At 64.1% G+C, this 25,106-nt stretch carries 30 protein-coding genes; 14 read left to right on the forward strand and 16 right to left on the reverse strand.

The window, feature by feature from the left end:
* On the forward strand, nt 1–272 hold a 272-nt coding region (locus tag AC1DIP_RS07670; protein WP_477733389.1), incomplete at its 5' end, for an integrase core domain-containing protein.
* 59 nt (nt 273–331) lie between these two features.
* Here AC1DIP_RS07670 and AC1DIP_RS07675 read toward each other — a convergent pair.
* From AC1DIP_RS07675 to AC1DIP_RS07695, 5 genes are all read right to left on the reverse strand, one after another.
* Nucleotides 332–679 carry an RNA polymerase-binding protein RbpA gene (locus tag AC1DIP_RS07675; protein WP_026266052.1) on the reverse strand — a complete coding sequence of 116 codons (348 nt, stop codon included), beginning with the start codon at nt 677–679 and terminating at the stop codon, nt 332–334.
* A gap of 238 nt (nt 680–917) precedes the next feature.
* Entirely contained in the window at nt 918–1,865 is a 948-nt protein-coding gene (locus AC1DIP_RS07680) for an SPFH domain-containing protein (protein ID WP_476211131.1), read from the reverse strand.
* Between the two features lie 22 nt (nt 1,866–1,887).
* A complete protein-coding gene (locus AC1DIP_RS07685; protein WP_476211133.1) occupies nt 1,888–2,361 on the reverse strand; it encodes an NfeD family protein in 474 nt (157 codons plus the stop codon).
* A gap of 129 nt (nt 2,362–2,490) precedes the next feature.
* Complete coding sequence (locus AC1DIP_RS07690) at nt 2,491–3,372, reverse strand: methyltransferase domain-containing protein (protein WP_477733390.1); 882 nt, start codon at nt 3,370–3,372, stop codon at nt 2,491–2,493.
* Nucleotides 3,373–3,440: 68 nt separating this feature from the next.
* A complete protein-coding gene (locus AC1DIP_RS07695; protein ID WP_476211137.1) occupies nt 3,441–4,121 on the reverse strand; it encodes a peptide deformylase in 681 nt (226 codons plus the stop codon).
* A gap of 54 nt (nt 4,122–4,175) precedes the next feature.
* Between AC1DIP_RS07695 and AC1DIP_RS07700 the strand changes: the two genes are divergently transcribed.
* A complete protein-coding gene (locus AC1DIP_RS07700) occupies nt 4,176–4,589 on the forward strand; it encodes a nuclear transport factor 2 family protein (protein WP_476211139.1) in 414 nt (137 codons plus the stop codon).
* A gap of 24 nt (nt 4,590–4,613) precedes the next feature.
* Here the strand turns inward: AC1DIP_RS07700 and AC1DIP_RS07705 are convergent, their stop codons facing one another.
* The 4 genes from AC1DIP_RS07705 to AC1DIP_RS07720 all read right to left on the reverse strand — a co-directional run bounded on the left by AC1DIP_RS07705 (nt 4,614) and on the right by AC1DIP_RS07720 (nt 8,112).
* Nucleotides 4,614–5,765: an FAD-dependent oxidoreductase gene (locus AC1DIP_RS07705; RefSeq protein WP_477733391.1), complete on the reverse strand. Its 1,152-nt coding sequence runs from the start codon at nt 5,763–5,765 to the stop codon at nt 4,614–4,616.
* A gap of 1 nt (nt 5,766) precedes the next feature.
* Nucleotides 5,767–6,417 (reverse strand): methyltransferase domain-containing protein, encoded by a 651-nt coding sequence (locus AC1DIP_RS07710; RefSeq protein WP_476211143.1) that lies wholly within the window; start codon nt 6,415–6,417, stop codon nt 5,767–5,769.
* A gap of 55 nt (nt 6,418–6,472) precedes the next feature.
* Nucleotides 6,473–7,711, reverse strand: coding sequence for a type III polyketide synthase (locus AC1DIP_RS07715; RefSeq protein ID WP_477733392.1), 1,239 nt, complete (start codon nt 7,709–7,711; stop codon nt 6,473–6,475).
* A gap of 251 nt (nt 7,712–7,962) precedes the next feature.
* Nucleotides 7,963–8,112 (reverse strand): hypothetical protein, encoded by a 150-nt coding sequence (locus AC1DIP_RS07720; RefSeq protein WP_476211146.1) that lies wholly within the window; start codon nt 8,110–8,112, stop codon nt 7,963–7,965.
* 760 nt (nt 8,113–8,872) lie between these two features.
* On the opposite strand from AC1DIP_RS07720, the gene AC1DIP_RS07725 reads away from it, so the two are divergent.
* The 6 genes from AC1DIP_RS07725 (at nt 8,873) to AC1DIP_RS07750 (ending at nt 12,886) form a co-directional block, all read left to right on the forward strand.
* Nucleotides 8,873–9,829: a polysaccharide deacetylase family protein gene (locus AC1DIP_RS07725; protein WP_477733393.1), complete on the forward strand. Its 957-nt coding sequence runs from the start codon at nt 8,873–8,875 to the stop codon at nt 9,827–9,829.
* A complete protein-coding gene (locus AC1DIP_RS07730; RefSeq protein ID WP_477733394.1) occupies nt 9,787–10,314 on the forward strand; it encodes a glycosyltransferase family 2 protein in 528 nt (175 codons plus the stop codon). Before AC1DIP_RS07725 ends, AC1DIP_RS07730 begins: the two co-directional genes overlap by 43 nt.
* A 191-nt stretch (nt 10,315–10,505) precedes the next feature.
* The gene (locus tag AC1DIP_RS07735) at nt 10,506–11,402 is read left to right on the forward strand and encodes a chitinase (RefSeq protein ID WP_477733395.1); all 897 of its coding nucleotides are present in this window, start codon (nt 10,506–10,508) and stop codon (nt 11,400–11,402) included.
* An 82-nt stretch (nt 11,403–11,484) separates the two neighbouring features.
* Nucleotides 11,485–12,069 (forward strand): hypothetical protein, encoded by a 585-nt coding sequence (locus tag AC1DIP_RS07740; RefSeq protein WP_477733396.1) that lies wholly within the window; start codon nt 11,485–11,487, stop codon nt 12,067–12,069.
* Nucleotides 12,070–12,078: 9 nt separating this feature from the next.
* Nucleotides 12,079–12,486, forward strand: coding sequence for a DUF3054 domain-containing protein (locus tag AC1DIP_RS07745; protein ID WP_477733397.1), 408 nt, complete (start codon nt 12,079–12,081; stop codon nt 12,484–12,486).
* Between the two features lie 118 nt (nt 12,487–12,604).
* Nucleotides 12,605–12,886 carry an Lrp/AsnC family transcriptional regulator gene (locus AC1DIP_RS07750; RefSeq protein WP_141160402.1) on the forward strand — a complete coding sequence of 94 codons (282 nt, stop codon included), beginning with the start codon at nt 12,605–12,607 and terminating at the stop codon, nt 12,884–12,886.
* A gap of 7 nt (nt 12,887–12,893) precedes the next feature.
* Here AC1DIP_RS07750 and trpD read toward each other — a convergent pair whose 3' ends face one another.
* Nucleotides 12,894–13,949, reverse strand: coding sequence for an anthranilate phosphoribosyltransferase (gene trpD / locus AC1DIP_RS07755; RefSeq protein WP_477733398.1), 1,056 nt, complete (start codon nt 13,947–13,949; stop codon nt 12,894–12,896).
* Nucleotides 13,950–14,097: 148 nt separating this feature from the next.
* Between trpD and ctaE the strand changes: the two genes are divergently transcribed.
* The 4 genes from ctaE (at nt 14,098) to qcrB (ending at nt 18,428) form a co-directional block, all read left to right on the forward strand.
* The gene (gene ctaE / locus AC1DIP_RS07760; RefSeq protein WP_175318541.1) at nt 14,098–14,736 is read left to right on the forward strand and encodes an aa3-type cytochrome oxidase subunit III; all 639 of its coding nucleotides are present in this window, start codon (nt 14,098–14,100) and stop codon (nt 14,734–14,736) included.
* Nucleotides 14,737–14,822: 86 nt separating this feature from the next.
* A complete protein-coding gene (gene qcrC, locus AC1DIP_RS07765) occupies nt 14,823–15,611 on the forward strand; it encodes a cytochrome bc1 complex diheme cytochrome c subunit (protein ID WP_476211157.1) in 789 nt (262 codons plus the stop codon).
* Nucleotides 15,612–15,709: 98 nt separating this feature from the next.
* Nucleotides 15,710–16,780, forward strand: a complete 1,071-nt coding sequence (qcrA, locus tag AC1DIP_RS07770) for a cytochrome bc1 complex Rieske iron-sulfur subunit (RefSeq protein WP_141181610.1) — start codon at nt 15,710–15,712, stop codon at nt 16,778–16,780.
* Nucleotides 16,758–18,428 (forward strand): cytochrome bc1 complex cytochrome b subunit, encoded by a 1,671-nt coding sequence (qcrB, locus tag AC1DIP_RS07775; protein ID WP_141181611.1) that lies wholly within the window; start codon nt 16,758–16,760, stop codon nt 18,426–18,428. The genes qcrA and qcrB overlap by 23 nt, the downstream gene beginning before the upstream one ends.
* A gap of 137 nt (nt 18,429–18,565) precedes the next feature.
* Here the strand turns inward: qcrB and AC1DIP_RS07780 are convergent, their stop codons facing one another.
* The gene (locus tag AC1DIP_RS07780) at nt 18,566–19,336 is read right to left on the reverse strand and encodes a GntR family transcriptional regulator (RefSeq protein WP_387565368.1); all 771 of its coding nucleotides are present in this window, start codon (nt 19,334–19,336) and stop codon (nt 18,566–18,568) included.
* Between the two features lie 158 nt (nt 19,337–19,494).
* On the opposite strand from AC1DIP_RS07780, the gene AC1DIP_RS07785 reads away from it, so the two are divergent.
* A complete protein-coding gene (locus AC1DIP_RS07785; RefSeq protein WP_477733399.1) occupies nt 19,495–19,788 on the forward strand; it encodes an HPr family phosphocarrier protein in 294 nt (97 codons plus the stop codon).
* Between the two features lie 75 nt (nt 19,789–19,863).
* On the opposite strand, the gene AC1DIP_RS07790 is transcribed toward AC1DIP_RS07785, so the two are convergent.
* Genes AC1DIP_RS07790 through ctaC form a run of 3 tightly spaced genes read right to left on the reverse strand, consistent with a single transcriptional unit; the run spans nt 19,864 to nt 22,815 of the window.
* On the reverse strand, nt 19,864–20,265 hold the full coding sequence (locus tag AC1DIP_RS07790; protein ID WP_476211160.1) for an aa3-type cytochrome oxidase subunit IV: 402 nt from the start codon (nt 20,263–20,265) through the stop codon (nt 19,864–19,866).
* Nucleotides 20,262–21,989 carry an aa3-type cytochrome oxidase subunit I gene (gene ctaD / locus AC1DIP_RS07795; protein WP_477733400.1) on the reverse strand — a complete coding sequence of 576 codons (1,728 nt, stop codon included), beginning with the start codon at nt 21,987–21,989 and terminating at the stop codon, nt 20,262–20,264. Before ctaD ends, AC1DIP_RS07790 begins: the two co-directional genes overlap by 4 nt.
* Nucleotides 21,990–21,999: 10 nt before the next feature.
* Nucleotides 22,000–22,815: an aa3-type cytochrome oxidase subunit II gene (gene ctaC / locus AC1DIP_RS07800; RefSeq protein WP_476211164.1), complete on the reverse strand. Its 816-nt coding sequence runs from the start codon at nt 22,813–22,815 to the stop codon at nt 22,000–22,002.
* Between ctaC and AC1DIP_RS07805 the strand changes: the two genes are divergently transcribed.
* Nucleotides 22,748–22,954 (forward strand): hypothetical protein, encoded by a 207-nt coding sequence (locus AC1DIP_RS07805; protein WP_476211916.1) that lies wholly within the window; start codon nt 22,748–22,750, stop codon nt 22,952–22,954. The genes ctaC and AC1DIP_RS07805 overlap by 68 nt on opposite strands.
* A 104-nt stretch (nt 22,955–23,058) precedes the next feature.
* On the opposite strand, the gene AC1DIP_RS07810 is transcribed toward AC1DIP_RS07805, so the two are convergent.
* The gene (locus AC1DIP_RS07810; RefSeq protein WP_476211165.1) at nt 23,059–23,445 is read right to left on the reverse strand and encodes an iron-sulfur cluster assembly accessory protein; all 387 of its coding nucleotides are present in this window, start codon (nt 23,443–23,445) and stop codon (nt 23,059–23,061) included.
* A gap of 183 nt (nt 23,446–23,628) precedes the next feature.
* Entirely contained in the window at nt 23,629–25,083 is a 1,455-nt protein-coding gene (locus tag AC1DIP_RS07815) for a M20/M25/M40 family metallo-hydrolase (protein WP_477733401.1), read from the reverse strand.
* Between the last annotated feature and the right edge of the window lie 23 nt (nt 25,084–25,106).

The raw sequence follows: 25,106 nt of genomic DNA on the forward strand, positions 1-25,106 counted from the left end.
ACCGCTCCCGGGCCTTCGCAGCAGCCCTGGGCCCACACCTCAAGCATCGGCGGACCCGCCCCTACCGGCCGCAGACCAACGGCAAGGTAGAACGCTTCAACCGCACTCTCGCTACGGAATGGGCCTACGCCCGGCCCTACACTTCAGAAKCCGAACGCGCCGCCACCTACGACCAGTGGCTCCACCACTACAATCACCACAGAACCCATACCGGCATCGGCGGCACAACCCCCATCAGCCGCGTTCACAACCTCAGTGGGAATTACACCTAGGGCCTCCGCCCGCGAGGGCACCGCCAGCGTCGCGCCGGCACAAAAGAGGGGGCTGGGCCTTAGGCCGAGCGGCGCTCTCCGCGGCGTTCGCGCAGGATGGTGAGGCGGTCCTCGAGGATCTGCTCGAGTTCAGGCAGCGAGCGGCGTTCGAGCAGCATGTCCCAGTGGGTGCGGACTGCTTTGTCGTTGCTGGTGTCCGGCTTTTCGCCGTCGACCAGGAGCGCTTCCTTACCGGTCTTGGAGACCCATACCGGAGGAATTTCCGCCTCGGAGGAGAACGTGACGAAGACCTGCTCGCCATCCGCGCAACGGTATTCGACCCGCTGGCGCGGAGCCGGCTCAACTCCGGACTCGGTCTCCATGCTCTGCGCACCAAGGCGCATGCCCCGCAGGCTGCGATCGCTCATGATTTCTCCCTCTGGTCGGTTCGCGGATGAAATCTCCGCGCTAGCCGGTGGCGCCGTGGCACCGCCGGACTACTTTGTGCAGTGTGTTGCATCATAGGATTCAACGCATTGCGAAGCTTGGTTGTTCCAGCTGGTATTCTCCTGCCGGACAAATACCCAATTATACGACTCTTATCCCACTGGAGACAAAACAGGAGGGTTTGGCGTCTGCCGCCAAACCCTCCTGTTGTTCGGGATGCTAGGGTTGCGTGCGCTCCGTGGGCTCGTCCTGGAACAGCGTCCCTGCCGTCCCGGCCTCCCCGGCGGTGCCGCCCAGAGCGTTCCCAATTCCCTTCAGGGCTTCCCCGACTTCACTGGGGATGATCCACAGCTTGTTGGCCGAACCTTCCGCGAGCTTGGGCAACGTCTGCAGGTACTGGTAGGCCAACAGTTTCTGGTCCGGGTTTCCCTTGTGGATGGCGTCGAAGACCTTCTGGATCGCCTGCGATTCACCGTCTGCCCGCAGGATGGCGGCCTTCGCTTCACCCTCGGCAGCCAGGATGGATGCCTGGCGCTGGCCCTCCGCGGTGAGGATGGCCGACTGCTTGGTTCCTTCGGCGGTCAGGATCGCGGCACGGCGGTCGCGCTCGGCGCGCATTTGCTTCTCCATGGAGTCCTGGATGGAGTGGGGCGGATCAATGGCCTTCAGTTCAACCCGCGAAACGCGGATACCCCAGCGGCCAGTGGCCTCGTCCAGGACGCCGCGGAGCTGCCCGTTGATTTGGTCCCGGGACGTGAGGGCTTCCTCCAGGTTGAGGCCGCCCACCACGTTGCGCAGGGTGGTGGTGGTGAGCTGTTCGACAGCCTGGATATAGTTGGCGATTTCATACGTCGCGGCGCGGGGGTCTGTCACCTGGAAGTAGACCACCGTATCGATGGAGACCACCAGGTTGTCCTCAGTAATGACGGGCTGCGGCGGAAAGGACACAACCTGTTCACGCAGGTCCAGGAGCGGCAGCAGCCGGTCCACAAAGGGAATCAGGATTGTCAGGCCCGGATTCAGGGTGCGCTGGTATTTACCCAGCCGTTCAACGACGCCCGCGCGGGCCTGCGGAATAATCCGGACGGACCGGACTAAAACTATGATGACAAAGACGATCAGAACCACCAGCACAATGGCCAGCGCGGTTCCGCCTGCGTTTTCCATACAACTCCTTGTTCCCCAATTGTCAGGCTGTATCGGGTCCGGTGGCCGCCGCCGGCGGTACCGAAACCACTGCTGTTGCGCCGTCGATGGCCGCGACGACCACCGTCTGTCCCGCGGGGAGCACTCCCGCAGCGGAGCGCGCACTCCAGATATCGCCGCCGATTTTCACCAGGCCGCCGTCAGACGTCACGGCTTCCATCACCACGGCCGGTTCACCGATCAGCCGGTCCACGTTGGTCCGCTGTTCGGAGGGTCCCTTCTTCAGGTGCGAGAGTGCCACAGGCCGGACGAAAGCGACCATGAGCAGGGACACGATGCAGAAGATGACTACCTGGAGCCAAGGCTCGGCGCCGGCAAAATCGGCGACCAGGGCGGCAAGTGATCCTCCGCCAAGCATGATGAAAAACAGGTCAAGGGTGATCATCTCGACCACTGCAAACGCCAGGAAAGCCGTGAGCCACAACGCCCACCAGTTTTCCCCAAGCCACTCGAACATTCCTGTTTCCCCCTTCGTCACGGCGCCGCGGTTTACGCGTACACGCCAGTAACTGTCTTTTCATCGTAGTCCGCGGACCCGGCCCGTGGGCCGGTTCACAGCGGGCGCCGGGGGATAGTGGCCAAGTCGTTACGGGGCGCCCTGGGCCCGGGGCCGGAACACTGAAATCCGGAACCTTGCGTCGGCCCGCACCGGTTCCGGCGAGCTTTCCAGCCGGGCCGCGATCTGGCCCCGGTCCAGGTGGTGGCCGGCCGGTCCCATGAACGCCAGGTCTGCGGCGGCCGTACGGCCCAACTTGAGGGGTATGTCCACCTCAAGGGATGTGTCGGGCTCGAAGTGCCCGGCCATCGCCTCCGCAAGCCGCTCATCCTTGCCCTCTTCAATGCCGAGCATTCCGGTTATGGCCGCGATATCTGCCAAATGTCCGGGCCGGGGAGTCACCACTGCCAGGACACCCCCTGGGCGCAGGACCCGGGCGAACTCGGCGGGGTTCCGCGGAGCGAAGACCACGGTGACCGCATCCACCGAATTGTCCGCCACCGGAAGCGGCCGCCAGATGTCCCAGACCAGGTTGGCGGCCTCCGGGTTGAGGCGGGCGGCCCGGCGAAGGGCGAACTTCGAGATGTCCAGGCCGACCGCGGAGGCCGGCCGCCCTGCGGTGGCTGCAGCGTCGAGGATCTCCCGCAGGTAATGGCCGGTCCCTGTTCCGGAGTCCAGGACCACGGCGCCTTCCTCCCGCAGCAGGGGTACAACGGCGGAGGCCAGGGCGTGTGCCAGCGGCGCGTAATGGCCGTTCCCCAGGAAGGCGAACCGAGAGGCCACCATCGCGGCGCTGTCCGGTTCAAAAGGTGTGCCCTTGCCCACCAGCAGGTTGAAGTAGCCCTGCCGGGCGGCATCGAAGTTGTGCCCCTCCGGGCAGGACAGGCGGGGCTGGCGCGTGGCCTGCGCAGACAGGTATTCAAGCGGACGTGAGCAGACGGGGCACAGGAGGGGAAGGTCCGCAGAAGGCATGGGAACCAGTTTAGGGCGGGCTCGGCTTTCCGCCCTGCCTGCCCGGCACGCGGGGGAGGCGGTCGTTATCAGCCGAGGGAGATCCCGGCGGGCCCGTCGTCGAAGCCCAGCCCTTCCCGTGCCTTGGCAATGCCCGACTCCGCCCAGTGCGCTGCGTATTCGGCGTTGCTGCTTAACGACCGAAGCTGGGCGCGGTCTATGTACAGGATGCCGTCGAGGTGGTCCGTCTCGTGCTGCACGATGCGCGCCTGCCAGCCGGAGAACTCCCGCCGCTCCGCCGCGCCGTCGGGCGTTACGTACTCCAGCAGCACGGCCTCCGGACGCGCCACCACAGCCTGCAGCCCGTTGAGGGAAAGACAGCCCTCGTAGAACGACGCATGTTCGCGCCCAAGCGGCGTGTAGCGGGGGTTGAGGATGGCCAGGAAATCCAGCGGGCTCCGGTTGCGCAGGGCGGCGGCCGCCGGGTCGATGTCGTACTGGTCCTCCAGGACGGCCAGCCGCAGCGGGATGCCCAGCTGAGGTGCGGCCAGGCCCACCCCGGGAGCTTCATGCATGACCTGGCGCATGACTCCGATCAGTCGGCCCAACTGGTCATCTGACAGCTGTCCATCCAAATCCGCGGCACGCTGGCGGAGCGCCGGGTGCCCGGCCTGGACGATGGGCGGCAGGGATCCGGCAGAGAGGACCTGCTCAACGATCTCGCGGATCTGGGCGGCGCCGGCGGTGGTCGTGGGAACAGTCTGGGTCATGGGGACAGCCTACTGGCGGACGGTGCGGAGGAACGGTCGGCTAGGGTCTACTTCATGGCTGAAGATTCCCTTCCTGCACAGTCCCCGCTGGAACACGTCCTGGCATTCATCCGGGTCCTCGAAGCGGGTGGCGGTGCGGCGGACATCCGGCCGTTCCTCTCTGAGCAGTTCGTGCTGATGGAGGCCCCGCACTTGTTGGCACCGGAAGGTTCCACGCGGACGCTGGCGGCGGTGCTGGCCGGCGCCGACCAAAGCCGGGACGTGGTCAAGGACCAGCAGTTCACTGTCCGGCGCACCACGTGCGAGGGCGGCCGGGTGGTGGTGGAGGCTGACTGGTCCGCCACGGTGCTGATGGACCTGCGGTATTGGGACCTCGGCGAGACGATCCGGGCCAGGACGTCGTCCGTCTTTGAGGTCAGCGACGGTGTGATCGTTAGCCAGGACAGCTACGACTGCTATTTCCGGTAGCCCCCGCGCCGCGGCCCGGAGCTGCTATTGCATGGTGAAGCGTGTGGCGGCCCACCGGTTCACCGCGGGTATTGCGGCGGCCGCACCAATGCCGGCAACCCGGAACCGCAGGAGCGGCTGCGGCAGCGGCCTGCCCAGCATCATGTTGATTTCCGCCTGCCGGCGGGCCACGTTGGCCGCCCGGCGGCGGTCCCGCTCGAATTTCCGAAGCCGGGGGCCTACGGCTTCACCCGCCAGGGCGGCGCAGACCAACGGCGCCAGGTCCCGGGCGCCCAGCCAGCCCAGGTTCATGCCTTGCCCACCGATGGGGCTGATTTCATGGGCGGCGTCACCCAGCAGCACTGCGCGTCCGGCGACCGTCCGCTGCGCAATTCCGGACCGCACGCTGAAGGCGCTCAGCATGGAGTTCGACGCTGGATCCGGTTGATTCCCGGTCCGGCGGCGTACCAGCTCCGCAAGGACATGTGGCCCTGCATCCGCTCCGGCGGGCGAGTCCAGCCGCACCACCCAGCGCCGGACACCTCCCGGCAGCGGGAACGACTCAACGATTCCGTCGGGCTCAAGGAACAGGACGGCCTTGTCTCCGTACTCCGTGCCGTCCTCGAAATCGCCCATGAGGTAGTGGTCCGGATACGTCCTGCGGACAACGGGGACGCCGAGCCGCCCCCGCAGCGCTGACCGGGCACCGTCGGCCGCAACGAGCAACGCTCCAGTGGCACTGCCGCAGGGATGCGTGGCACCCGGGCCGGTCTCCACCGCAGCGGTGACCCTGCCGCCGTCGTCCGTAACCCCCGTGATCCGGGCGCCCCTCACAATCGCGCCCGGATCAAGGGCGAGGACCCGCTCTTCCAAAATCTGCTCGGTCCTGAACTGGGGGAGTGCCAGCACGAATGGAAAGGCACTGGACACCTGGCCGAACTCCATCGTTCCCACCGTCCTCCCGCCGCTGACCGCCATTCCGGCACGGATGCGGACGCCTTCGTGAACCATGCTGGACGCCACCTGCACCCCGGCCAGGGCCTGCAGGGCCGGCGGGTGGATGCCGATGGCCCGGGTATGCCTGTTCAGAGCCTGCCGCTGCTCAAAGACTTTCACCGTTACCCCTTCCTGCAGCAGCGCCGCCGCCAGGTACAGGCCCACGGGACCGCCGCCGGCGATCAGGACATCGGCGTCCATGTCAGTCCTTCCGGCAGACCAGGACCTGGTGGAAGGCCGACGGGCGTTCCACTGACCAGCCCGGGGGAGCGGAAGCGGCCAGCTCCGCGGGCGTATAGCTGCGCCGGATGGAAGTGAGCCCGTCCTCGCGGATGTAGGACTTCCTGAACGGCAGCGCGGCCACACTGAAGAGGCCAAAGGCGGCGGGGCTGCGGATCAGGTCATTGTGAAGCGACTTCCTGGTGGCCAGGATTTCTGAGTCCGCCAGCAGTTGCCGGAGTTCCGTGGCCTCAAGGTGGTGCAACACGTGGTTGGAAATCACGACGTCGAACCGGGCGCCTTCCCCGACCAGGTCGCCGCTGTGCGCCTGCCGGAAGTCGACCCCCGGGGTTGGCGGACGACGGCGCGCAAATGCGGCGGCGCGGGGGTCCGGATCGATGCCAGTGACATGGATTGGCCGGCCGTCCCGCTTTGACCAGCGCGCCAGCATGACGGCGAGGTCGCCGCCACCGGAGCCGATGTCCAGCACGGTCAGTGGGCGCTGCTGCGCTGCGGCGACGGTTCGCAGCTCCGTCCGGTACAGCCGCCGCCAACCGGACAGCACCCGGTTAATGACCCAGAACTGCCGGTACGTATTGTCCAGGAGCCGGGCATCGCAGTCCGCGCGGTCCATCTGCTCCACCTCTCCGGCAGCGCGCGTTCGCAGCAGGATCCCCACGCGAACCCTGTCAGGCCATCTCTGCCGGCATCCGGTCCTGGCCCGGCTTCAGGGAGCCTGCCGGAGCGGATTCCCCCAGTCCGGGGTCGTCCCGGGTCTTTGCCGCGGCCTGCCGGAGTTTGGTGAACAGTCCCGTCTCCACCGTGAGCCCTGGGCCAAAAGCCATGGAACAGATGGCCTCTCCTTCGTGGGGTCCAGCCGGGTGCAGCGGTTGTTCCAGGATGTGCTTGAGGACGAACAGGACTGTGGCGCTGCTCATGTTGCCGTAATTCCTGAGGATGTCCCTGGCGGGAACCAGCTGCACATCGCTGAGGCCAAGCCGGGACTGGACCTTGTCAAGGATGCTGCGCCCGCCGGGGTGGATCGCCCAGTGGGGGATTGCGGTGTAGGGGAGTGCCGCCAATTCCGGGTCTTTTGCCAGCAGCGGCTGCAAGGCACCTACGATGTGGTCGTCGATGATGTGTGGCACATAGTTGCCCAGGACCATCTCGAACCCATGATCGCCGATGTTCCAGGCCATCGAGTCTTCACCAACGGGGGTGAGGACTGTTTCGAAATGGTCCAGCTTCAGAAGCGCGGCTTCCTCGGCGCCGGGGCGTGCAGTGACGACGGCGGCAGCAGCGCCATCGGCAAACAGGGCCGAACCCATGATCGTGTCCGGATCATTGGACGTGCGGACGTGCAGTGAGCAGAGTTCGGCGCAGACCACAAGGACAACCGCGTTCGGGTCGGATTCACAGAACAGCTTGGCCGCCCGGAGCGCAGGAAACGCCGCGTAGCAGCCCATGAAGCCCAGGTGGTACCGCTGCACGGAAGGACTAAGCCCGAGCTCGCGGACCACCTTGTAGTCCGGGCCAGGATTGAAAAAGCCCGTACACGACACCGTGATGAGATGAGTTATGTCAAGTAAATCAAGCTCCGGGGCCGCCTGCACGGCAGCCCGGGCCGCCTCTACGAACAGTTTGGTGGCTTCCCGGGCAAAAATATCGTTGCGGACTTTGGTACTGGGGTTCAGCAGGAGCCCGGTGTCGGGGTCGTAGAACTGGGGGTTCTCCGAGCGTGACGTGTTGGTGAGTTCCTGGACGGCAGTGAACCTCGTGTCGATCGCTGCGCCGTCGAAACAGGTGCTGACCAGGCGGGATGCGAGCCGGGAAAGTCCCGGCTGGGCGGCGAAGACATCACGGGCTTCGGACTGGATCAGTTTTGTCGCCGGAACTGCAGTTTCAAGTGAACGCACGTAAACCGTCATCACGTCATTCTTGACGTGCGGTTGGATAAAGACAATGGGCCGCCTCGGCTGGACGGTTGGAACGGCGCCCTGTGCATGGTTTTGCGTGGCGGGTGAAGGCCCGGCCGGCGGGTGTCCCATGCCCCGCTTCCAACCTTCCCGAAAACGCCGATAATCTACATTATGTCAACTAACGCAGAACTGGCACTCCCTCGTTCAGCCTTCTGGATGCCGTCCTGCGGCACAAGCCAACGCAGGCCCTCTGGCAGCCGCTAGTGCCGCCGCCGCATCGAGGCCCCCACCACCGCGCCCAGGCCGAGGCCCAACGCGAACCCCCAAAAGGGCGTGTGGAAGATCGCCAGGCCCAGGCTGATCCCCACAGCGGCGCCCACAAGGCTGCAGATCCATAGGGCTTTGTTCACGGTGTCTCCGTCATGGTTAGGGGGCCTCACCTACTGCAGCGAGATTACTGCATCCCTATCCCCTACGCGCCCAACAACGGGGAGGTCCCCCCGAAGTTGGGTAGGTTCCGTCCGTGCGCGGCCACGTGGAGGATCCTGGTGTGTTGGTGAAGGCGGCAGGCCCGCAAGGGCCGCCGCGGGCACGCGACGGAGGTAAGCCTTCAACGACACCTCCTTTGTTCATGCAGACGGCGGCGGCGCCCGGTTTCCCTGCTTCCCCCTAGGACGCCCCATGCGTGAACTCCCCCGCCTCAACGCCTGCGCAAACTGCTCAACTCCATGCACCCTTTGCCGGACACAATTCCGGGAGGAAGCGCTGCGGCAGGCGCCCGGCAGGCCCGTTGTCCTCCTTCACCCGGCAGCGGTTAAAGTCCGCTCGATCCAGGGCCGTGCGGTCGCCTACACGGTAACCGATGTCCTTGTGGAGTGGACTGAAGACTCCTTCTACCACCTCCGGTGGGAAGCAAGCTGGCTCGTCCGCCGAAGCCCGGGCTGACTGGGGGCCACGCGGACCGCCTGGTGGGGATTGTTGCGGGATACGCAGGCACCGTAGGTAAGTAGCCCCCAAATCTTCAATGACGTACCGCTTACGCGTGCCGGCCGGCACACCCAAACCTAGTCTCGTCCTCAGGACGGATCCTTGCAGCCGCCCGGAAGAGGCGGTCCTCCCCGTCTGGGGGTTCTCGCCGTTGCTTTTGCAGGTTTCCACGCAGGGGACCCAATGACAGACGTTTCCTCTACCAGCAGCACTGTTCACCAGCCCGTTTTTTTCGATACCAGCGGCACCCGCTGGTATCGGATCCTGAACGGCCTCCTGGCTGCAGTGCTGTCCATCGTGCTGACCCTGTGCGCCGTGCTGCCCGCGGCCACCGCTCCCCTGCGCCCTGGCCAGCTCAATCAGGCAGCCGGCTATCCGCGACAACTGCTTGCACAGCAGGACGTAAGAGACATTCCCCGCGTCGGCTACGAGCAGGGGAACGAAATTTTCCACCGGATCGACCTGGTGGAGAGGCGCGACGGCATCGATTACCTCACTGACCCGTTCAGCAACGAAGTGCTTCGCGAAGCCACGGCCGAGGAGGCTGCGGCTATTGGCGACAAGCCCTATGCCGTTGAAGCCTACGGCCTCCCTCCTGACCACACATTGATGCTGACATTCGACGACGGCCCGGATCCCACCTTCACCCCGCAAATCCTCGATCTACTCTCGCGTGAAAGCGTCCCCGCAACCTTTTTCGTTATCGGGGAGCAGGTGGTGGAAAACCCAGATATCTTCCGGCGGATGGTGCGGGAAGGCCACATGGTGGGGAACCACACCATGAGCCACATCGACTTCTGGGCGCATGACGACGCCTATAACCGCCAGGAAATCATTGGTGAAGACCGGGTGCTGCGCGCGGTGGACAACTACGCCTCAAGGCTCTTCCGGATTCCCACCGGCAATCCGGAGAACAACACGCTGGCGCTTTTGCAGTCGCAGCAGCTGGGGTACCTTCACGTCAACATGGACCTGGACACCCGCGACTGGGAGTACAAGCCCGGCACCCAGGTCCCCACTCCTGAACTCGACGGACTCGGGCACGTTATGTTGGTCCACGACGGCGGCGGGGACCGGACGGCGACCATCGAAACATTATGCAGGAGAACAATGCGGTGGCCTGGACGGAGGCGCCGCTGACCCTCAAAGGACTCTTCAAGCAGCGGCTCCGCTGGACTTATGGCAATATCCAGACGCTGTACAAGCACCGCTCCATGCTTTTCAACCCGAAGTTCGGAGCGCTCGGGATGCTGACCATGCCATACGCGCTGATCTCAGTCCTGGTGCCGCTGATCTTCATGCCGTTGGCTTTGGGAGTGGCCATGCTCAGCCTTGCACGCGGTGAATGGCAGGCCATTGCCCTGTTCTCCGCGTTCGTTGCCACCACCCACATGGTGGTCTCCGTGGTGGCGGTGGTCATGGTGCGCGAGAGCCCGCTGCACCTGCTCATCGTGCCGATCTACCGGCTTATCTACGAACCGCTGCGGGCCTACGTCGTTTTTGGCTCGGTGATCCGGGCGCTGAGGGGTTCCGCCGTCGGGTGGTACAAACCCCAGAGGACCAACAGCGCTTCGTTGCCCTCTCCCGCCGCTGCCTCGCGGCACCTCTCCCCCACGTCCGCCTGACCACGCCGACGATGAAGGCACTTCGCACTAGCCACTGGGGTCCCGTCCTTTTCAGCGCCGCGATCGCCCTGGCAGGCTGCAGTACTTCACCAACACAGGATGCGGGATCTCCAGCTCAACCAATTCCGGCCCGAAGAGCCGCCGGCTGGTTCGGCGGGTACCTGGACGTTACGCTGCCGCCGAATCCCGCCTTGCAGCATGAGGCTTCCGCGGGGTCCACCATGGTACTGGCCTTTATCACCGCGGATCCTTCCCAGCCCTGTATTCCAGCCTGGGGCGGAACGCTCGGCCTGGAAGCGGCCGGCAATCAGCTCCAGCTCGACATGCAGATACGGCAGGCCCGTGCGGCCGGAAGCAACATTGCCGTTTCGTTCGGCGGACAGCGAGGCCGGGAACTCGCAACCACATGCCGGGAGGCCGGCGCCTTGGCAGAGGCCTACGGCACTGTCATCAACCGGTATGGACTTGATGTGGTGGACCTGGACATAGAGGGACGGGCCGCTGAACCGGCCGCGGACCAGCTTCGCGCCGAGGCCATGGCCAGGCTTCAGGAACGGCGTCCAAGGGACCGCCCCCTCAGGATCTGGTTGACGCTCCCCGTAAGGAGGGATGGACTGGATGAAGGCGGTAAACGGAGCATCGAGACGATGCTCGCGGCGGGAGTCGCGCTGGAAGGAGTCAACCTGATGACCATGAACTTCGGCCGCCTGGGAGAGGGCGAAACCATGCTCAGCGCATCCACGGGCGCGGCGGAGGCAACCCACCAATATCTGGAGCAGTTGCCTTTCAGGGCCGGCGGATCCCCGGACGCTGCAGCGTTGTGGCGGAGCCTTGGGCTCACGCCCATGATCGGTAACAACGATGTGGAGGGCAACACGTTCTCATTGCAGGACGCTGCCGGACTCAACGCATTTGCCGCTGAACGTGGCGTAGGCAGGCTTTCCTTCTGGTCCATCAACCGGGATACGTATTGCCCCCGGCCGGCCCTGGACAACCCGGAGCGGCCGTCGAGTGGCTGCAGCGGCGTCAGCCAGGACGCGGGAGCCTTTGCCAGAGCGCTTGGCAAAGGCTTCACGGGCGGCAGTTGAGTATTGTGCCGGGGCGGGATCCAAGCGGGGCGGCCACCGGATGGCTCGCATGACCAGAGGGGGACGTGCGTGCAATAACGGCATGGCTGCGGCAGTTGCCTGCGGTATTGCGCTCGTCGCCAATGGATGCGTCGGGACGCCCCAGCCTGTCCAGGACGCGGAGACCCGGAAGGATGTCTTCGTCACGGCCTACACCTGGTTCGACAACACCCCGCCCGGCTCTACGGCTATCAGCCACCCGATCCTGCACAAAGCGGCGGGCGGTACCGGAACATACGCCGATCCGGTGACCATCGCCGTCGGGCATTCCCGTGAGACGGGTGATGACGTGCTCGACATCCCTGCAGGGACGCGGATCTACCTGCCGGACGTCCGCCGCTATTTCATTGTTGAAGACACCTGCGGGGACGGCCCGGCTCCTGAGGATGGGCCCTGCCATACAGGGGCCGAAAAATATGGCCACGCAAAGCTGTGGATCGACATGTGGATCGGGGGTAAGGGTGAACCGCAGTCATTCGTCCGAAGCTGCGCGCGGAAGGTAACGGGGATAAGTACCGCCATCTTCGACCCCCCGGACGGTTACCCTGTGGCATCCGGCCGGGGCGTGATCCATGACGGAAAGTGCGACGCCGGCTACGGAACCACTGCGCCTCCTGCCGGCAGCTAAGCTCGAAACATGAGTTCCCTGAAAATCAAGCCTGCACCTGCCTCACCAGGGACAGCGGTGGCTGCAGCAGCGGCCGACGTCGTGCTGATCCTTGTTTTCGCCGCGATAGGCCGGGATGCGCACCACCGCGAGGAGCCCATCCTCGGCGTGCTGCTGACCGCCTGGCCGTTCCTTGCCGGTGCATCAGCGGGATGGGCGATTGCCAGGGTGTGGCGCAGTCCATTCGACATTGCCCGGGCAGGCGTTCCCGTCTGGCTGGCCACCCTGGTTGGCGGAATGCTGCTCCGGGCCCTGACCGGGCAGACGGTGGTCCTTCCCTTCATCATCGTTGCCACGCTGGCCCTCGCCGTGTTTCTGGTGGGCTATCGCCTCCTGTTGGCGGGTGTGGTCCGCTTCCGCCAACGATCGGGCAGGTAGCGGCGGCGGAATCCGGGTGGCAGGGTGTCAGCCGGGTCCGGCGCCCGTGTAATAGGCTGGCTGGAGAGAAAAGCCTGCCGTGCGTCATCGCGGCGGCACCGATTGAAGGGGTTCAAGCGTGGTTACCGCATTTGTACTGATCAAGACTGACGCCGCCCGTATCCCGGAGACGGCTGAAGAGATTTCAGCGATCGAAGGCATCAGCGAGGTGTATTCGGTCACCGGAGAATGGGACCTTATTGCGGTAGCACGGGTCCGCAGGCACGAAGACCTCGCAGACGTCATCGCGGACCGGCTTTCAAAGGTTCCCGCAGTGGTCCACACCACAACCCACATCGCGTTCAGGGCATACTCGCAGCACGACCTTGACGCTGCTTTCTCCCTGGGCTTCGAACAATAACCGCCGGTTAGGCCCTCGAGAGGGACACCCAGCGGTCCAGGACGGCGGCGGCGGCGCCGGAATCGATCGAGTCCGCAGCCCGCGCGAAGGCGTCTTTCATGCGGTCCAGGAACGGGCCCTCGGCGTGCCGGTCGAACGCAACCAGGCCCGCCGCGGCGTTGACCAACACCGCGTCCCTTGCAGGCCCCTTACTGCCGGCCAGCACATCCCGGACAACTCCCGCATTGGCCGCCGCATTACCGCCACGGAGTTGTTCAACAGTAGCCAGGCTGATGCCAAGGTCCTCCGGCGAGAAACGCAGTTCACTGACGGCACCATCCCGGATCTCCCACACGGTGGAAGGCCCGGTCGTGGTCAGCTCGTCCAGTCCGTCATTGCCGCGGAAGACCAGTCCCCGGCTCCCCCGGCGCGCCAGGACGCCGGCCACGAGCGGTGCCATCCGCGCATTGGCGACGCCCACCGCTGACGCCTGCACATTGGCTGGGTTGGTGAGCGGTCCAAGGAAATTGAAGGCCGTGGGTACAGCCAGTTCCCGCCGCGGGACGGCAGTGTGCCGGAAGGACGGGTGGAATACCTGCGCAAAGCAGAACGTGATGCCTGCCTCCTCCGCGTTCCGTGCCACCTGGGCAATGGGCAGGTCCAGGCGGACGCCGAGCGCTTCCAGTACGTCAGCGGATCCGGACGACGACGACGACGCACGGTTCCCGTGCTTGACCACCTTGGCGCCGGCCCCGGCTGAGACCAGGGCTGCCATGGTGGAGATGTTGATGGTGTTAAGTTGGTCACCACCGGTGCCGACAATGTCGAGTTTTTCCCCGCTGATGGTCACGGGGTTGGCGTGGGCAAGCATCGCCTCCACGAGGCCGGAGAGCTCATCCACTGTCTCGCCCTTGGCGCTGAGGGCTACAAGGAATCCGGCGATCTGGGCCGGCGTTGCTTCCCCGGACATGATGGTGTCCATGGCCCAGGAGGTGCTCTCCGCAGTGAGGTCGTTGCCCTTGATGAGCGCCGAGATCAACCGGGGCCAGGTGTTGCCGGACGCTTTAGTTGCCTGAGAAGTCACGTGCTGATGCTATCGACCGATGGCGGCCAGTGACCAATGTGAACCGTCGCGGGAACTTTTCCGGGCAATTTCGCGTCTTTGTAGAAAAAGTCCTCCGAAAAGGCGGTTTGCGTTGGGCAGCACGGACTTTTACAGACATAATGTCTATGTGACATCTGCGACCCATGCCCCCAGTACCCCGGCGCACCCCACGCTGAACCGCCCCAATATGGTTTCCGTAGGAACCGTTGTGTGGCTGTCCAGCGAGTTGATGTTCTTCGCCGGTCTCTTTGCCATGTACTTCACTCTGCGCTCCACGAGCGGACAGATGTGGGCGGAAGAGACGGCCAAGCTCAACTTCCCCTTTGCGCTCGTTAACACGATCGTCCTCGTGGCCAGTTCCTTCACTTGCCAGATGGGCGTCTTCGCCGCAGAGCGGCTGCAGCCACGGCGCACCGGCGGCGCCCTGCAGTTTGCCCGCTGGGGAATGAACGAATGGTTCACCCTGACGTTCCTCATGGGTGCGTTCTTCGTTGCCGGGCAGACCACCGAGTACGCCATGCTGGTATCCGAGCACGTCTCGCTCTCCTCCAACGCATACGGCTCGGCCTTCTACATGACCACGGGCTTCCACGGCCTCCACGTGATCGGCGGCCTCATCGCCTTCCTGCTCATCATGGGCCGGTCGTTCGCCGCGAAGAAGTTCGGACATTTCGAAGCAACGTCCGCGATCGTCACCTCTTACTACTGGCACTTCGTTGACGTCGTGTGGATCGGCCTCTTCCTGGTCATCTACGTACTCAAGTAGCCAGCTTTGATTCTTTTTCTACAAGAGGCAGAATTTCAGGTAGCGGCTCCCGGAGCCGGCGCAGGATCGAATAAAGGAACCACCACGTGAAGGCACTCTCACAAAAGCGGCGTCACCCACTTGCAGCAATAGCGCTGCTTCTGATGGGGCTCCTCATCACGGGTGGGCTGTACGCCGTGGCAACCACCGTCAACCAGGCCAAGGCTTCCACCACCACGTTCAGTGCAAGCGACACGGAAGAAGGCGGCAAGCTCTTCGCCGCCAACTGCGCCACCTGCCACGGCATGGGTGCCAGTGGTTCCAAGGATGGCCCGTCGCTGGTGGGTGTCGGTGCAGCCGCTGTTGATTTCCAGGTAGGCACCGGCCGCATGCCGATGCAGATGAACGGCCCGCAGGCCATGAAGAAGCCCGTGCAGTTCAACGACGAGCAGACCCACCAGCTTGCAGCCTACGTTGCCTCCCTGGGAGCCGGCCCGGCAGTTCCTGCAGAAGACCTGACAAACGGTGGCGGCGATGCAGCTGCCGGCGGTGAGCTCTTCCGCACCAACTGCGCCATGTGCCACAACGCCGCCGCTGCCGGTGGTGCACTGACCCGCGGCAAGTTCGCGCCTGCCCTGGCCGACGTTTCCGGCAAGCACATCTACGAGGCCATGGTCACGGGCCCGCAGAACATGCCGGTGTTCAACGATGCCAACATCACTCCTGAAGGCAAGAAGGACATCATCACCTTCCTGAAGCAGATCGAATCCTCCGGCTCGCCGGGTGGAGCCGACCTCGGCTCGCTCGGTCCGGTTGCCGAAGGCCTGTTCGTTTGGGTAGCCGGCCTTGGCGTCATCATTGCCTTCACCATCTGGCTTACGTCCAGGACGTCCTGACTTTTCGCAGGAACCCACAACTTCTGCTGCCAAGTCAGCAGCTTGAAATTAGAAACTAACCCGGTAACTGCCGGGACGAGAGAAGGATGAGGCGAATTATGGGCAACCATAGTGACGGCAGTCCGAACCACTCGGGCACCGTAGCTACGGCTGGTCAGAATGAGGTGGAGAAGTTCCAGGATCCTGGAATTCCCCCGCATCGTTTGCGCCTGGCTGACACGGACCCGAAGGCCGCAAAGCGGGCAGAACGGCAGGTCGCCTTACTATTTGGCATTTCTGTTGTTGGAACCCTGATCTTCCTGGTGGCGTACTTCGCCATTGATCTGGGTGATGACTCCAGCATTGCCACCATCCGGCTCCAGAATGCCCTGCTCGGCATTGGCACTGCCTTTGCAATGCTGGGTATCGGTACCGGCATCGTGCACTGGGCCAAGGCCCTGATGCCCGACCACGAAGTCTCCGAAGAACGCCACGCCATCCGTTACGAAGAGGACCGCCAGGCCGCGGTGCGCATCGTCGACGACATTGTGGAAGAGACCGGCATCAAGCGCCGCCCGCTGATCCGCAACACCCTCCTGGGTGCTGTCGCACTGGCCCCGCTCCCCGCCGTCGCCATCTTCGGTGACCTCGGTCCCCGCCCTGACGACAAGCTCGCGCACACCATGTGGGCTCCGCAGGACGGGAAGCGCAAGCGCCTCACCCGCGACCCCGATGGCACTCCCATCAAGGCCTCGGACGTCACTATCGGTTCAGCCTTCCACGTCATCCCGGAAGGCCTGAATGAACTGCAGGAAGGCAAGCTCAACGAGAAGGCAAAGTCCGTTGTGCTGCTGATGCGCCTTGATCCCGCATCGCTGAACCCCTCAAAGGGCCGCGAAGAGTGGGGTTACAACGGCATCGTTGCCTACTCCAAGATCTGCACCCACGTTGGCTGCCCGGTTGCTCTGTACGAGCAGCAGACGCACCACCTGCTGTGCCCGTGCCACCAGTCCACCTTCGACCTCACGCAAGAGTGCAAGGTGATCTTCGGCCCCGCCAGCCGTCCTCTCCCCCAGCTGCCCATCGCAGTTGATGACGAGGGCTACCTCGTCGCTACCAGCGACTTCCATGAACCCGTAGGACCAAGTTACTGGGAGCGTGATTCGCATGAGCGCAGCATCAACAGCTGAGCCGGCTTTCGTCGCCAAAACCAAGACAGGCCGGATCACCGACTTCGTCGACTCGCGTGTTGGCGGCTCCGGAATCCTTCGCGAGTTCGGCCGTAAAGTCTTCCCCGACCACTGGTCCTTCATGTTCGGTGAAGTGGCGCTGTACTCCTTCGTCATCCTTCTGCTGTCCGGAACCTTCCTGACGTTCTTCTTCGATCCGTCCATGGCGGAGACGCATTACGACGGCGGCTACATTCCCCTCAAGGGAGTGGAAATGTCGGTGGCGTACAGCTCCTCGCTCAACATCTCCTTTGACATCCGTGGCGGACTCTTCATGCGCCAGGTGCACCACTGGGCGGCACTGCTGTTCGTGGCCTCCATCGCAGTCCACATGCTGAGGGTCTTCTTCACCGGTGCGTTCCGCCGGCCCCGCGAAATGAACTGGGTTGTGGGCAGCGTCCTGCTGATCCTGGCCATGGCTGCCGGCTTCACCGGCTACTCGCTCCCCGACGACCTGTTGTCCGGCAACGGCCTGCGCATCATCGACGGCGTCATCAAGTCCATCCCGGTCATCGGAACGTACATCTCGTTCTTCCTGTTCGGCGGCGAGTTCCCGGGCACGGCCATCATCAGCCGCCTGTACATGCTCCACATCCTGCTGGTGCCGGCTTTGATCCTGCTGATGATCGTCCTGCACCTGTTCATGGTGGTCGTCCACAAGCACACCCAGTACCCCGGTCCCGGCCGCAACGACAATAACGTTGTCGGCTACCCCCTGGGTCCTGTCTACGCAGCGAAGGCCGGTGGATTCTTCTTCATCGTCTTCGGTGTCATCGCGCTGATGGCGGCATTCTTCACCATCAACCCGATCTGGAACTACGGTCCGTACGACCCCTCCCCCGTGTCGGCCGGTACGCAGCCTGACTGGTACATCGGTTTCGTCGATGGTGCACTCCGCCTCATGCCCGGCACGCTCGGCAACTGGCACGTGGAGCAGATCTTCTTCGGACACGTGTTCACGTTCAACGTTCTGCTCCCGGCACTGGTCCCCGCTGGAATCCTGTTCACGGTGATGTTCACCTACCCGTGGATCGAACGCTGGATCACCAAGGATGACCGCGAGCACCACGTGCTGGACCGTCCGCGCAATGCCCCGACCCGTACGGGCATCGGTGTTGCTGGATTCATCTGGTACTGCGTGATGTGGGCAGCTGCAGGTTCGGACCTCATTGCCACGCACTTCCACGTGTCCCTCAACGACGTCACCTACTGGCTCCGGGCCCTGTTCTTCGTCGGACCGGTCATCGGCTTCATTGTCGCCAAGCGCGTCGCACTGGCGCTGCAGCGCAAGGACCGGGAGATCGCCCTCCACGGCCGCGAGACCGGACGAATTGTCAGGCTCCCGCACGGTGAGTTCATCGAGGTCCACGCGCCGCTGGACGAGTACAAGCGGTACAAGCTGGTTGGTTTTGAGTCACCCCAGGTGCTGCCGGCTGTACCGAACGAGCACGGCGTCGTGACCCGCAAGGAGAAGCGCCGCGCGTTCCTCTCCCGCTGGTTCTTCGAGGACCGGGTTGCTCCCGCTACGCCCGCAGAGCTCGAAGCAGCCCATGGCCATGGCCACGAGGCAGTCGAAGCGGCTGAAGGATCCAAGAGCCTGACGCACTAGGCTCTGTGTTCCAACACTGAAGGCCCGATCCTTATGGATCGGGCCTTCATTGTTTAATCCCGCCCGTTACCACTGCAAGGCCGTTGGGCGCCGAGGTTCCTGCCTGCGTCCGCACACAGGCGGCAGTCGTGAATCTGTCAGTGGTTGCGTGCCCGGCGGGCTCCGGGCCGTTGGAGGGGCACCCACAGCTTGTACCGGTCCGCCCGGTAGTAGGAGACGGAGTAGTCGACCATCGCCCGGGCCACGAAGGCATGCCGCTGGATCTTCAGCAAGGGCGCGCCTACCTCTACATTCAGGAGCCGGGCGGTGGACGGCGATGCGGCCGTAGCCTCGATCATGTCCTCACCCCACTCCATCACGAGCCCGAACTGCTCGCTCAGGACGTTGTACAGGGACGTGGGCGGTTCGCCATCCAGCAGGCCGGGGACCCGGTGCGCCGGAATGAAGTTCTCATCCACACTCATCGGCTCCCCATCGGCCAGCAGCAGCCTGCGGAAGCGGACCAGCGGTGTACCCTCATCGAGCTGGAGCTCGCGCGCCAGGAACGCGCTGGCGCCGATCTGCTCGAAGCTCAGCACTTTGGCTGCGGGCACCATTCCGCGCCGCTGCATCTCTTCGCTGTAGGAGGTGAGCTTTACCTGGAGATCCAGCTTCGGTCGCCGGACGAACGTCCCGAGGCCCACGACACGCTCGATGACCTCTTCCCCCACCAAGGCATCAATAGCCTGGCGCACCGTCATCCGTGCCAAGCCGAACCGCTCTGCCAGGTCCCGTTCGGATGGCAGCGCAGATCCCGGCGGGCACGACTGGGCGATGTACGCGCGAAGGATCTCACGAAGCTGGACGTAAATCGCCGTCCCGCTGGTGCGGTCGATGTCGCCCGTGATTGCGGCGGCGCCAGCTGCCATAATTTTTCTCCTGCCGGTGGGTTCACTCAATTTTAGGACGGTCTAGACCAGCCGCGGGACATCGCCCGTCTTTGGCGGCCTCAATGCGGTGACCGCTATATTTGGTCTGGAAATTCACCAATAAGACGGAGGGGGCCGTCTCTCGAAAAGGAGTCCCTTTGCCAATAGAGAAGGCTGTGGTGGCAGCGCCGGCAGGCCTGCATGCACGCTCCGCCGCGGTATTTGTCCGGGCCGTCACGGACACCGGGCTTCCCGTCACCATCAGCAAGGCCGGCGCCGCGGAGGTAGATGCCCGGTCGCTGCTCCACGTGATGGGCGCTGACTTCGCGCAGGGCTGTGAGGTGGAACTGTCAGTGAGTGAACCTCCGCTGGGCGACGCCCAGTGGCTTGGAAGGGCGGAGGCGGCCCTGCGTGAGCTGCGCGATCTTTTGGAGTCGCAGGGGGCGGCCTAAAGGCCCTGGAAGGCATTTAACGACGGCGGGCCCCACCGGATTGGTGGGGCCCGCCGTCGTTATTCTTTTTGTTGCTTAGTGTGCGTGGTCTCCGCGGCTGTACTCGTACACCCAGCCCACGAGGGCTACGACGGCGATGCCGCCGGCGATGAAGATGATCCAGGGGCCGACTGCCAGGCCCAGGAAGCCGGTAGCGCAGGCGATGCCGAGCACCAGGGGCCACCAGCTCCAGGGGCTGAAGTGGCCCTGCTCGCCGGCGCCCTCGTGGATCTCAGCATCGCTGCGGTCCTCGGGCCGCAGTCCAACACGCTTGCCTGTGAATCCCAGGTACGCACCGATCATGCCGGCGAGACCGCCCACGAGGAGGATGCCAAGGATGCCGACCCACTCGCCCCAGCTGGTCAAAAAGCCATAGACCAGGGCGACGGGTACGAAGAAGAAAACTCCGGAGCCAAAAATCCAGGATTCGATTTTCACTGTGCAGTGTCCTTCTGGTCGGCGTTACCGAGAACTGCGGCCGCGGGGGCCGGCGAATCGGCGGTGTGGACCTGGCGGAGTTCCGGGTGGTGCAGGTCCAGGGCGGGACGCTCCGAACGGATCCGGGGCAGGGAGGTGAAGTTGTGCCGCGGCGGCGGGCAGGAGGTGGCCCATTCCAGCGAGGCGCCGAAGCCCCAGGGATCGTCTACCTGGACTTTCTCAGCCTTGCGCCAGGTGATGTACACGTTCCAGAAGAACGGGATCAGGGACGCGCCCAGCACGAACGAGGCGATGGTGGAGAACTGGTTCATCCAGGTGAAGTTGTCCTCCGGCAGGTAGTCCGCGTAGCGGCGGGGCATGCCCATGACACCGAGCCAGTGCTGGATCAGGAAGGTGCCGTGGAAGCCCAGGAACAGCAGCCAGAAGTGGATCTTGCCGAGCCGCTCGTTGAGCATCTTGCCGGTCCACTTCGGCCACCAGAAGTAGAAGCCGGCGAACATGGCAAACACGACCGTGCCGAACACCACGTAGTGGAAGTGCGCCACCACGAAGTAGGAGTCCGAAACATGGAAGTCCAGCGGCGGGGAAGCCAGGATGATGCCGGTGAGGCCGCCGAACAGGAAGGTGATGAGGAAGCCGAGGCTCCACAGCATGGGGGTTTCGAAGGTCAGGGACCCCCGCCACATGGTGCCGATCCAGTTGAAGAACTTCACGCCGGTGGGCACCGCGATCAGCATCGTCATGAAGGAGAAGAACGGCAGCAGGACCGCGCCGGTGACGTACATGTGGTGGGCCCAGACGGTGACCGAGAGGGCCGCGATGGCGATGGTCGCATACACGAGGCCCTTGTAACCGAAGATCGGCTTGCGGCTGAACACCGGGAAGATCTCCGAGACGATGCCGAAGAACGGCAGCGCGATGATGTACACCTCAGGGTGTCCGAAGAACCAGAACAGGTGCTGCCACAGGACGGCGCCGCCGTTGGCGGGATCGAAGATGTGGGCACCGAACTTCCGGTCCGCGCCGAGGGCGAACAGCGCCGCGGCCAGCGGGGGGAATGCCATGAGCACCAGGATGGCGGTGATCAGGGTGTTCCAGGTGAAGATCGGCATCCGCCACATGGTCATGCCCGGGGCGCGCATGCAGATGATGGTGGTGATGAAGTTGACGGCGCCGAGGATGGTGCCGAAGCCGGACAGTGCCAGGCCGAAGACCCACAGGTCGCCACCGATGCCCGGCGTGAACGTGGTGTTGGACAGTGGCGCGTAGGCAAACCAGCCAAAGGACGCCGCGCCCTGCGGGGTGATGAAGCCGGACACGGCGATGGTGGAACCGAACAGGAAGAACCAGAAAGCCAGCGCGTTCAGGCGCGGGAACGCCACATCGGGGGCACCGATCTGCAGCGGCATGATCACGTTGGCGAACCCTGCGAACAGCGGGGTGGCGAACATCAGCAGCATGACGGTGCCGTGCATGGTGAACAGCTGGTTGTACTGTTCCTTGGTCTGCAGGATCTGCATGCCGGGCTCAAAGAGTTCGGCGCGGATCAGCAGCGCCATCACGCCGCCGAGGCAGAAGAACACGAAGGACGCAATCAGGTACATGTACCCGATGGTCTTGTGGTCCGTGGAGGTGATCCAGTTGACGACGATGCGCCCCTTGGATTTGGGTACCACGGGAGCCGACAGGACTCCCGCAGGTGCGGATTGGGTGTACGTAGCCACGTCGCTCCCCTTACTTGGTTTCGTTCAGGTTCGGGTTGCGGTCGTACTCAACACCGAGCAGGCCGGTGTTGCCTGCAGCCTTGAGCTGGTCCATGTGGGCCTGGAATTCGGATTCCGACACCACCTTCACGCGGAACAGCATTTCGGAGTGGTACTCGCCGCAGAGTTCGGCACACTTACCGTCGTAGGTGCCCTCTTTAGTGGGGGTGAACCGGATGTAGTTGGTCTTGCCGGGAATCATGTCGCGCTTCTGCAGGAAGGCGGGAACCCAGAAGGAGTGGATGACATCGCGGGAATTGAGCTCGAGGTCAACAGACTTGTTGACCGGCAGGTACAGGGTGGGGAGCTTTTCCATGTCGATGGTGTTGCCGGTGAGGTGTGCCTGGACGCCTGCCTCGTGGAGGTCTTCCTGGATCACCTGGCCGGACTTGTAGTTGAAGTCCCAGGCCCACTGTTTGCCGCGGACGTCGACGACGACGTCGGCAGGCTGTGAACGGTCATCGATCGCCTGCTGGTCACGGTCCGTGAAGTAGAAGAACACCAGGACCATGAAGATGGGGATGGTGAGGTAGAAGACTTCGAGCGGAAGGTTGAAGCTGGTCTGCCGCGGGAATCCGACGGTTCCCTTGCGGCGGCGGTAGGCGACAATACACCAAATGATCAGGCCCCATGTGATGGTGCCAACCACGAGCGCAGCAATCCATGAGTTGACCCAGAGGTCCATGATGCGGTCGGTGTTGCTGGTGGTGCCCCGTTCAGTGGGCATCCAGCCTTTCTCTACCTCTGGCGAACATCCGGTCAAAACCAACGCGCCGGCTATAGCCAAGCTTGAGATCGTGGTGATCGTTTTGCGTCGGCTGCCGGTTCGGTTCTGCGAACTCACAGACGGCCCTTCCTACTTGTTGCTGTTGTCCGGGCAGCCCATCGGCGCTCCGGGCACAAAAAAGTTTTACTACTCGATGTAGAGCTTACCGCTCCGCCGGGCGTTTCGCCCACATGTCGGCGCCGAGCCCCCGTGCCGTTTTAAACGGCTGGAAGCCCGGCGCCGACATCAGGCGAAAGAACCGGCTTAGTGGAATGAATCGCCGCAGGCGCAGGAGCCGCCGGCGTTCGGATTGTCGATGGTGAAACCCTGCTTCGAGATGGTGTCCTCGAAGTCGATGCTTGCACCGCTGAGGTACGGCACGCTCATCTTGTCGACGACGACCTCCACTCCGTCATAGTCACGGACAGCGTCACCCTCAAGGAGCCGTTCGTCGAAGTAGAGCTGGTAAATCAACCCTGAGCAGCCACCGGGCTGCACGGCAACGCGCAGGCGCAGGTCGGTGCGGCCTTCCTGCTCGAGGAGGCTGCGCACCTTGCCGGCGGCGACGTCGGTCAGGTTGACCTCGTGAACGGGCAGTTCGTCGCTGGCCACGGTGGTGGCGGTGCTGTTTTCGTTGGTTGAGGTGCTCATTGGCCTACCTTCTTAGGACGGTCTGGCGGCGTCGCCGTAACGGCGCCTGCCCCTACAAATACGGTATGGGCTATAGCTACATGCTACGCGCGGCAGTCCTGTAGCTCTAACTCCTGGCGTAACCGTCAAAGAACTCAGGTTGTTCCCTGGATGAAGGACAGGTGCCGGCGTGCCGAACGGTCATCATTTCCCTGTGGTGAGGCCTTCGTTGTTCAGCCTGCTGAGCATGAGCGCTTCGGCCAGGATGGCATTGCGGAAGTCGCCGATGTGCAGGGACTCGTTGGCACTGTGCGCACGCGAATCTGGATCTTCCACCCCGGTCACCAGGATCTGGGACTCGGGATACAACTCAGTAAGGTCGGCAATGAAGGGGATGGACCCGCCGATGCCCGTTTCGACGGCCCGAACCCCCCAGGCCTCCCCCAATGCCCACATCGCAACCGTTGCGGCGGCGGATGATGTGTCGGTCTGGAAGGGGTTGCCTGCCTCGCCCGGAGTGAAGACGACCTTTGCCCCGAAGGGCGCGTTGGCTTCCACGTGCCGGCGCACTGCATCCATGGCCTCGGCGGGGACCTGGCCGGGCGCCAGCCGCAGGCTGAACTTTGCCCTGGCCCGCGGAAGCAGCGTGTTGGAAGCGACGTCGACGGCGGGAGCGTCGAAACCGATGATGGAAAGGGCAGGCTTGGTCCACAGCCTCGAGGCGATGCTTCCCGACCCGGCCAGGCGGACGCCGTCAAGCACGGACGCGTCGGCGCGGTAGTCGGCCTCGGGCATCTCTACGGCAGCCGTATCGGTGGCCACCAGCCCTTCGATGGCGACGTTCCCGTCGGCGTCGTGAAGCGTGGCAATCAGCCGGGACAGCAGGGTGGGGGCGTCCAGGACCGGTCCACCGAACATGCCGGAGTGCACCGCGTGGTCAAGGACCTGGACCTCGATAGTGCCGTCGACCAGGCCGCGGAGGCTGGTGGTGAGGGCAGGCGTGCCGACCTTCCAGTTGCTGGAGTCGGCCACCACAATGACGTCGGCCCGGAGCAGTTCACGGTTCGCTTCCAGGAAGGTCCGGAACGTGGGCGATCCTGCTTCTTCCTCGCCCTCGATAAAAAATGTCACGCCGAGGCCCAGGGCGCCGCCAAGGACCTCGGCCGCAGCTGCAAAAGCGGCAATGTGCACCATGATGCCGGCTTTATCGTCGGCTGCGCCGCGTCCATACAGCCGTCCGTCCTTCTCGACGGCGGTAAAGGGCTCGGTTTCCCACAGCGACTCATCGCCCACGGGCTGGACGTCGTGGTGGGCGTAGAGGAGGACTGTCGGCTTCCCTTCGGCAGCAGGGCGGCGGGCGACGACGGCCGGGCCGCCGGGCGTCCCGTCGGCCTTATTAACGGACAGCACCTCGACGTCCCCAAGCCCCGCGGCTCGAAGAAGCTCCGCGACGGCGTCGGCGCTTCGCTCCAGGGGGGTGCGCTCGAAGCTGGGCCAGGCAATCCCCGGGATGGCAACCAACTCCTTGAGCCGGTCCAGGGTCTGGTCGAACGACCGGTCTACAGCCGAACGAAGGTCTTCCGTCCCGCCGCGGGCCTCCAGGCCCGGTCCTGTCGTGGTGGTCGTGCTGCGCGGGGTTGCCGCGGGTGATGAAGTCATGGCCAAAACATTACCCCCGTCAC

This window comes from Pseudarthrobacter sp. 05T312 (assembly GCF_056396685.1).

What these genes read in the sequence shown, in the direction of transcription:
- AC1DIP_RS07675 (WP_026266052.1), bottom strand. Translation starts at nt 679, where the DNA reads ATGAGCGATCGCAGCCTGCGGGGCATGCGCCTTGGTGCGCAGAGCATG.
- AC1DIP_RS07680 (WP_476211131.1), bottom strand. Translation starts at nt 1,865, where the DNA reads ATGGAAAACGCAGGCGGAACCGCGCTGGCCATTGTGCTGGTGGTTCTG.
- AC1DIP_RS07685 (WP_476211133.1), bottom strand. Translation starts at nt 2,361, where the DNA reads ATGTTCGAGTGGCTTGGGGAAAACTGGTGGGCGTTGTGGCTCACGGCT.
- AC1DIP_RS07690 (WP_477733390.1), bottom strand. Translation starts at nt 3,372, where the DNA reads ATGCCTTCTGCGGACCTTCCCCTCCTGTGCCCCGTCTGCTCACGTCCG.
- AC1DIP_RS07695 (WP_476211137.1), bottom strand. Translation starts at nt 4,121, where the DNA reads ATGACCCAGACTGTTCCCACGACCACCGCCGGCGCCGCCCAGATCCGC.
- AC1DIP_RS07700 (WP_476211139.1), top strand. Translation starts at nt 4,176, where the DNA reads ATGGCTGAAGATTCCCTTCCTGCACAGTCCCCGCTGGAACACGTCCTG.
- AC1DIP_RS07705 (WP_477733391.1), bottom strand. Translation starts at nt 5,765, where the DNA reads ATGGACGCCGATGTCCTGATCGCCGGCGGCGGTCCCGTGGGCCTGTAC.
- AC1DIP_RS07710 (WP_476211143.1), bottom strand. Translation starts at nt 6,417, where the DNA reads ATGGACCGCGCGGACTGCGATGCCCGGCTCCTGGACAATACGTACCGG.
- AC1DIP_RS07715 (WP_477733392.1), bottom strand. Translation starts at nt 7,711, where the DNA reads ATGACGGTTTACGTGCGTTCACTTGAAACTGCAGTTCCGGCGACAAAA.
- AC1DIP_RS07725 (WP_477733393.1), top strand. Translation starts at nt 8,873, where the DNA reads ATGACAGACGTTTCCTCTACCAGCAGCACTGTTCACCAGCCCGTTTTT.
- AC1DIP_RS07730 (WP_477733394.1), top strand. Translation starts at nt 9,787, where the DNA reads ATGCAGGAGAACAATGCGGTGGCCTGGACGGAGGCGCCGCTGACCCTC.
- AC1DIP_RS07740 (WP_477733396.1), top strand. Translation starts at nt 11,485, where the DNA reads ATGGCTGCGGCAGTTGCCTGCGGTATTGCGCTCGTCGCCAATGGATGC.
- AC1DIP_RS07745 (WP_477733397.1), top strand. Translation starts at nt 12,079, where the DNA reads ATGAGTTCCCTGAAAATCAAGCCTGCACCTGCCTCACCAGGGACAGCG.
- qcrA (WP_141181610.1), top strand. Translation starts at nt 15,710, where the DNA reads ATGGGCAACCATAGTGACGGCAGTCCGAACCACTCGGGCACCGTAGCT.
- qcrB (WP_141181611.1), top strand. Translation starts at nt 16,758, where the DNA reads ATGAGCGCAGCATCAACAGCTGAGCCGGCTTTCGTCGCCAAAACCAAG.
- AC1DIP_RS07780 (WP_387565368.1), bottom strand. Translation starts at nt 19,336, where the DNA reads ATGGCAGCTGGCGCCGCCGCAATCACGGGCGACATCGACCGCACCAGC.
- AC1DIP_RS07810 (WP_476211165.1), bottom strand. Translation starts at nt 23,445, where the DNA reads ATGAGCACCTCAACCAACGAAAACAGCACCGCCACCACCGTGGCCAGC.
- AC1DIP_RS07815 (WP_477733401.1), bottom strand. Translation starts at nt 25,083, where the DNA reads ATGACTTCATCACCCGCGGCAACCCCGCGCAGCACGACCACCACGACA.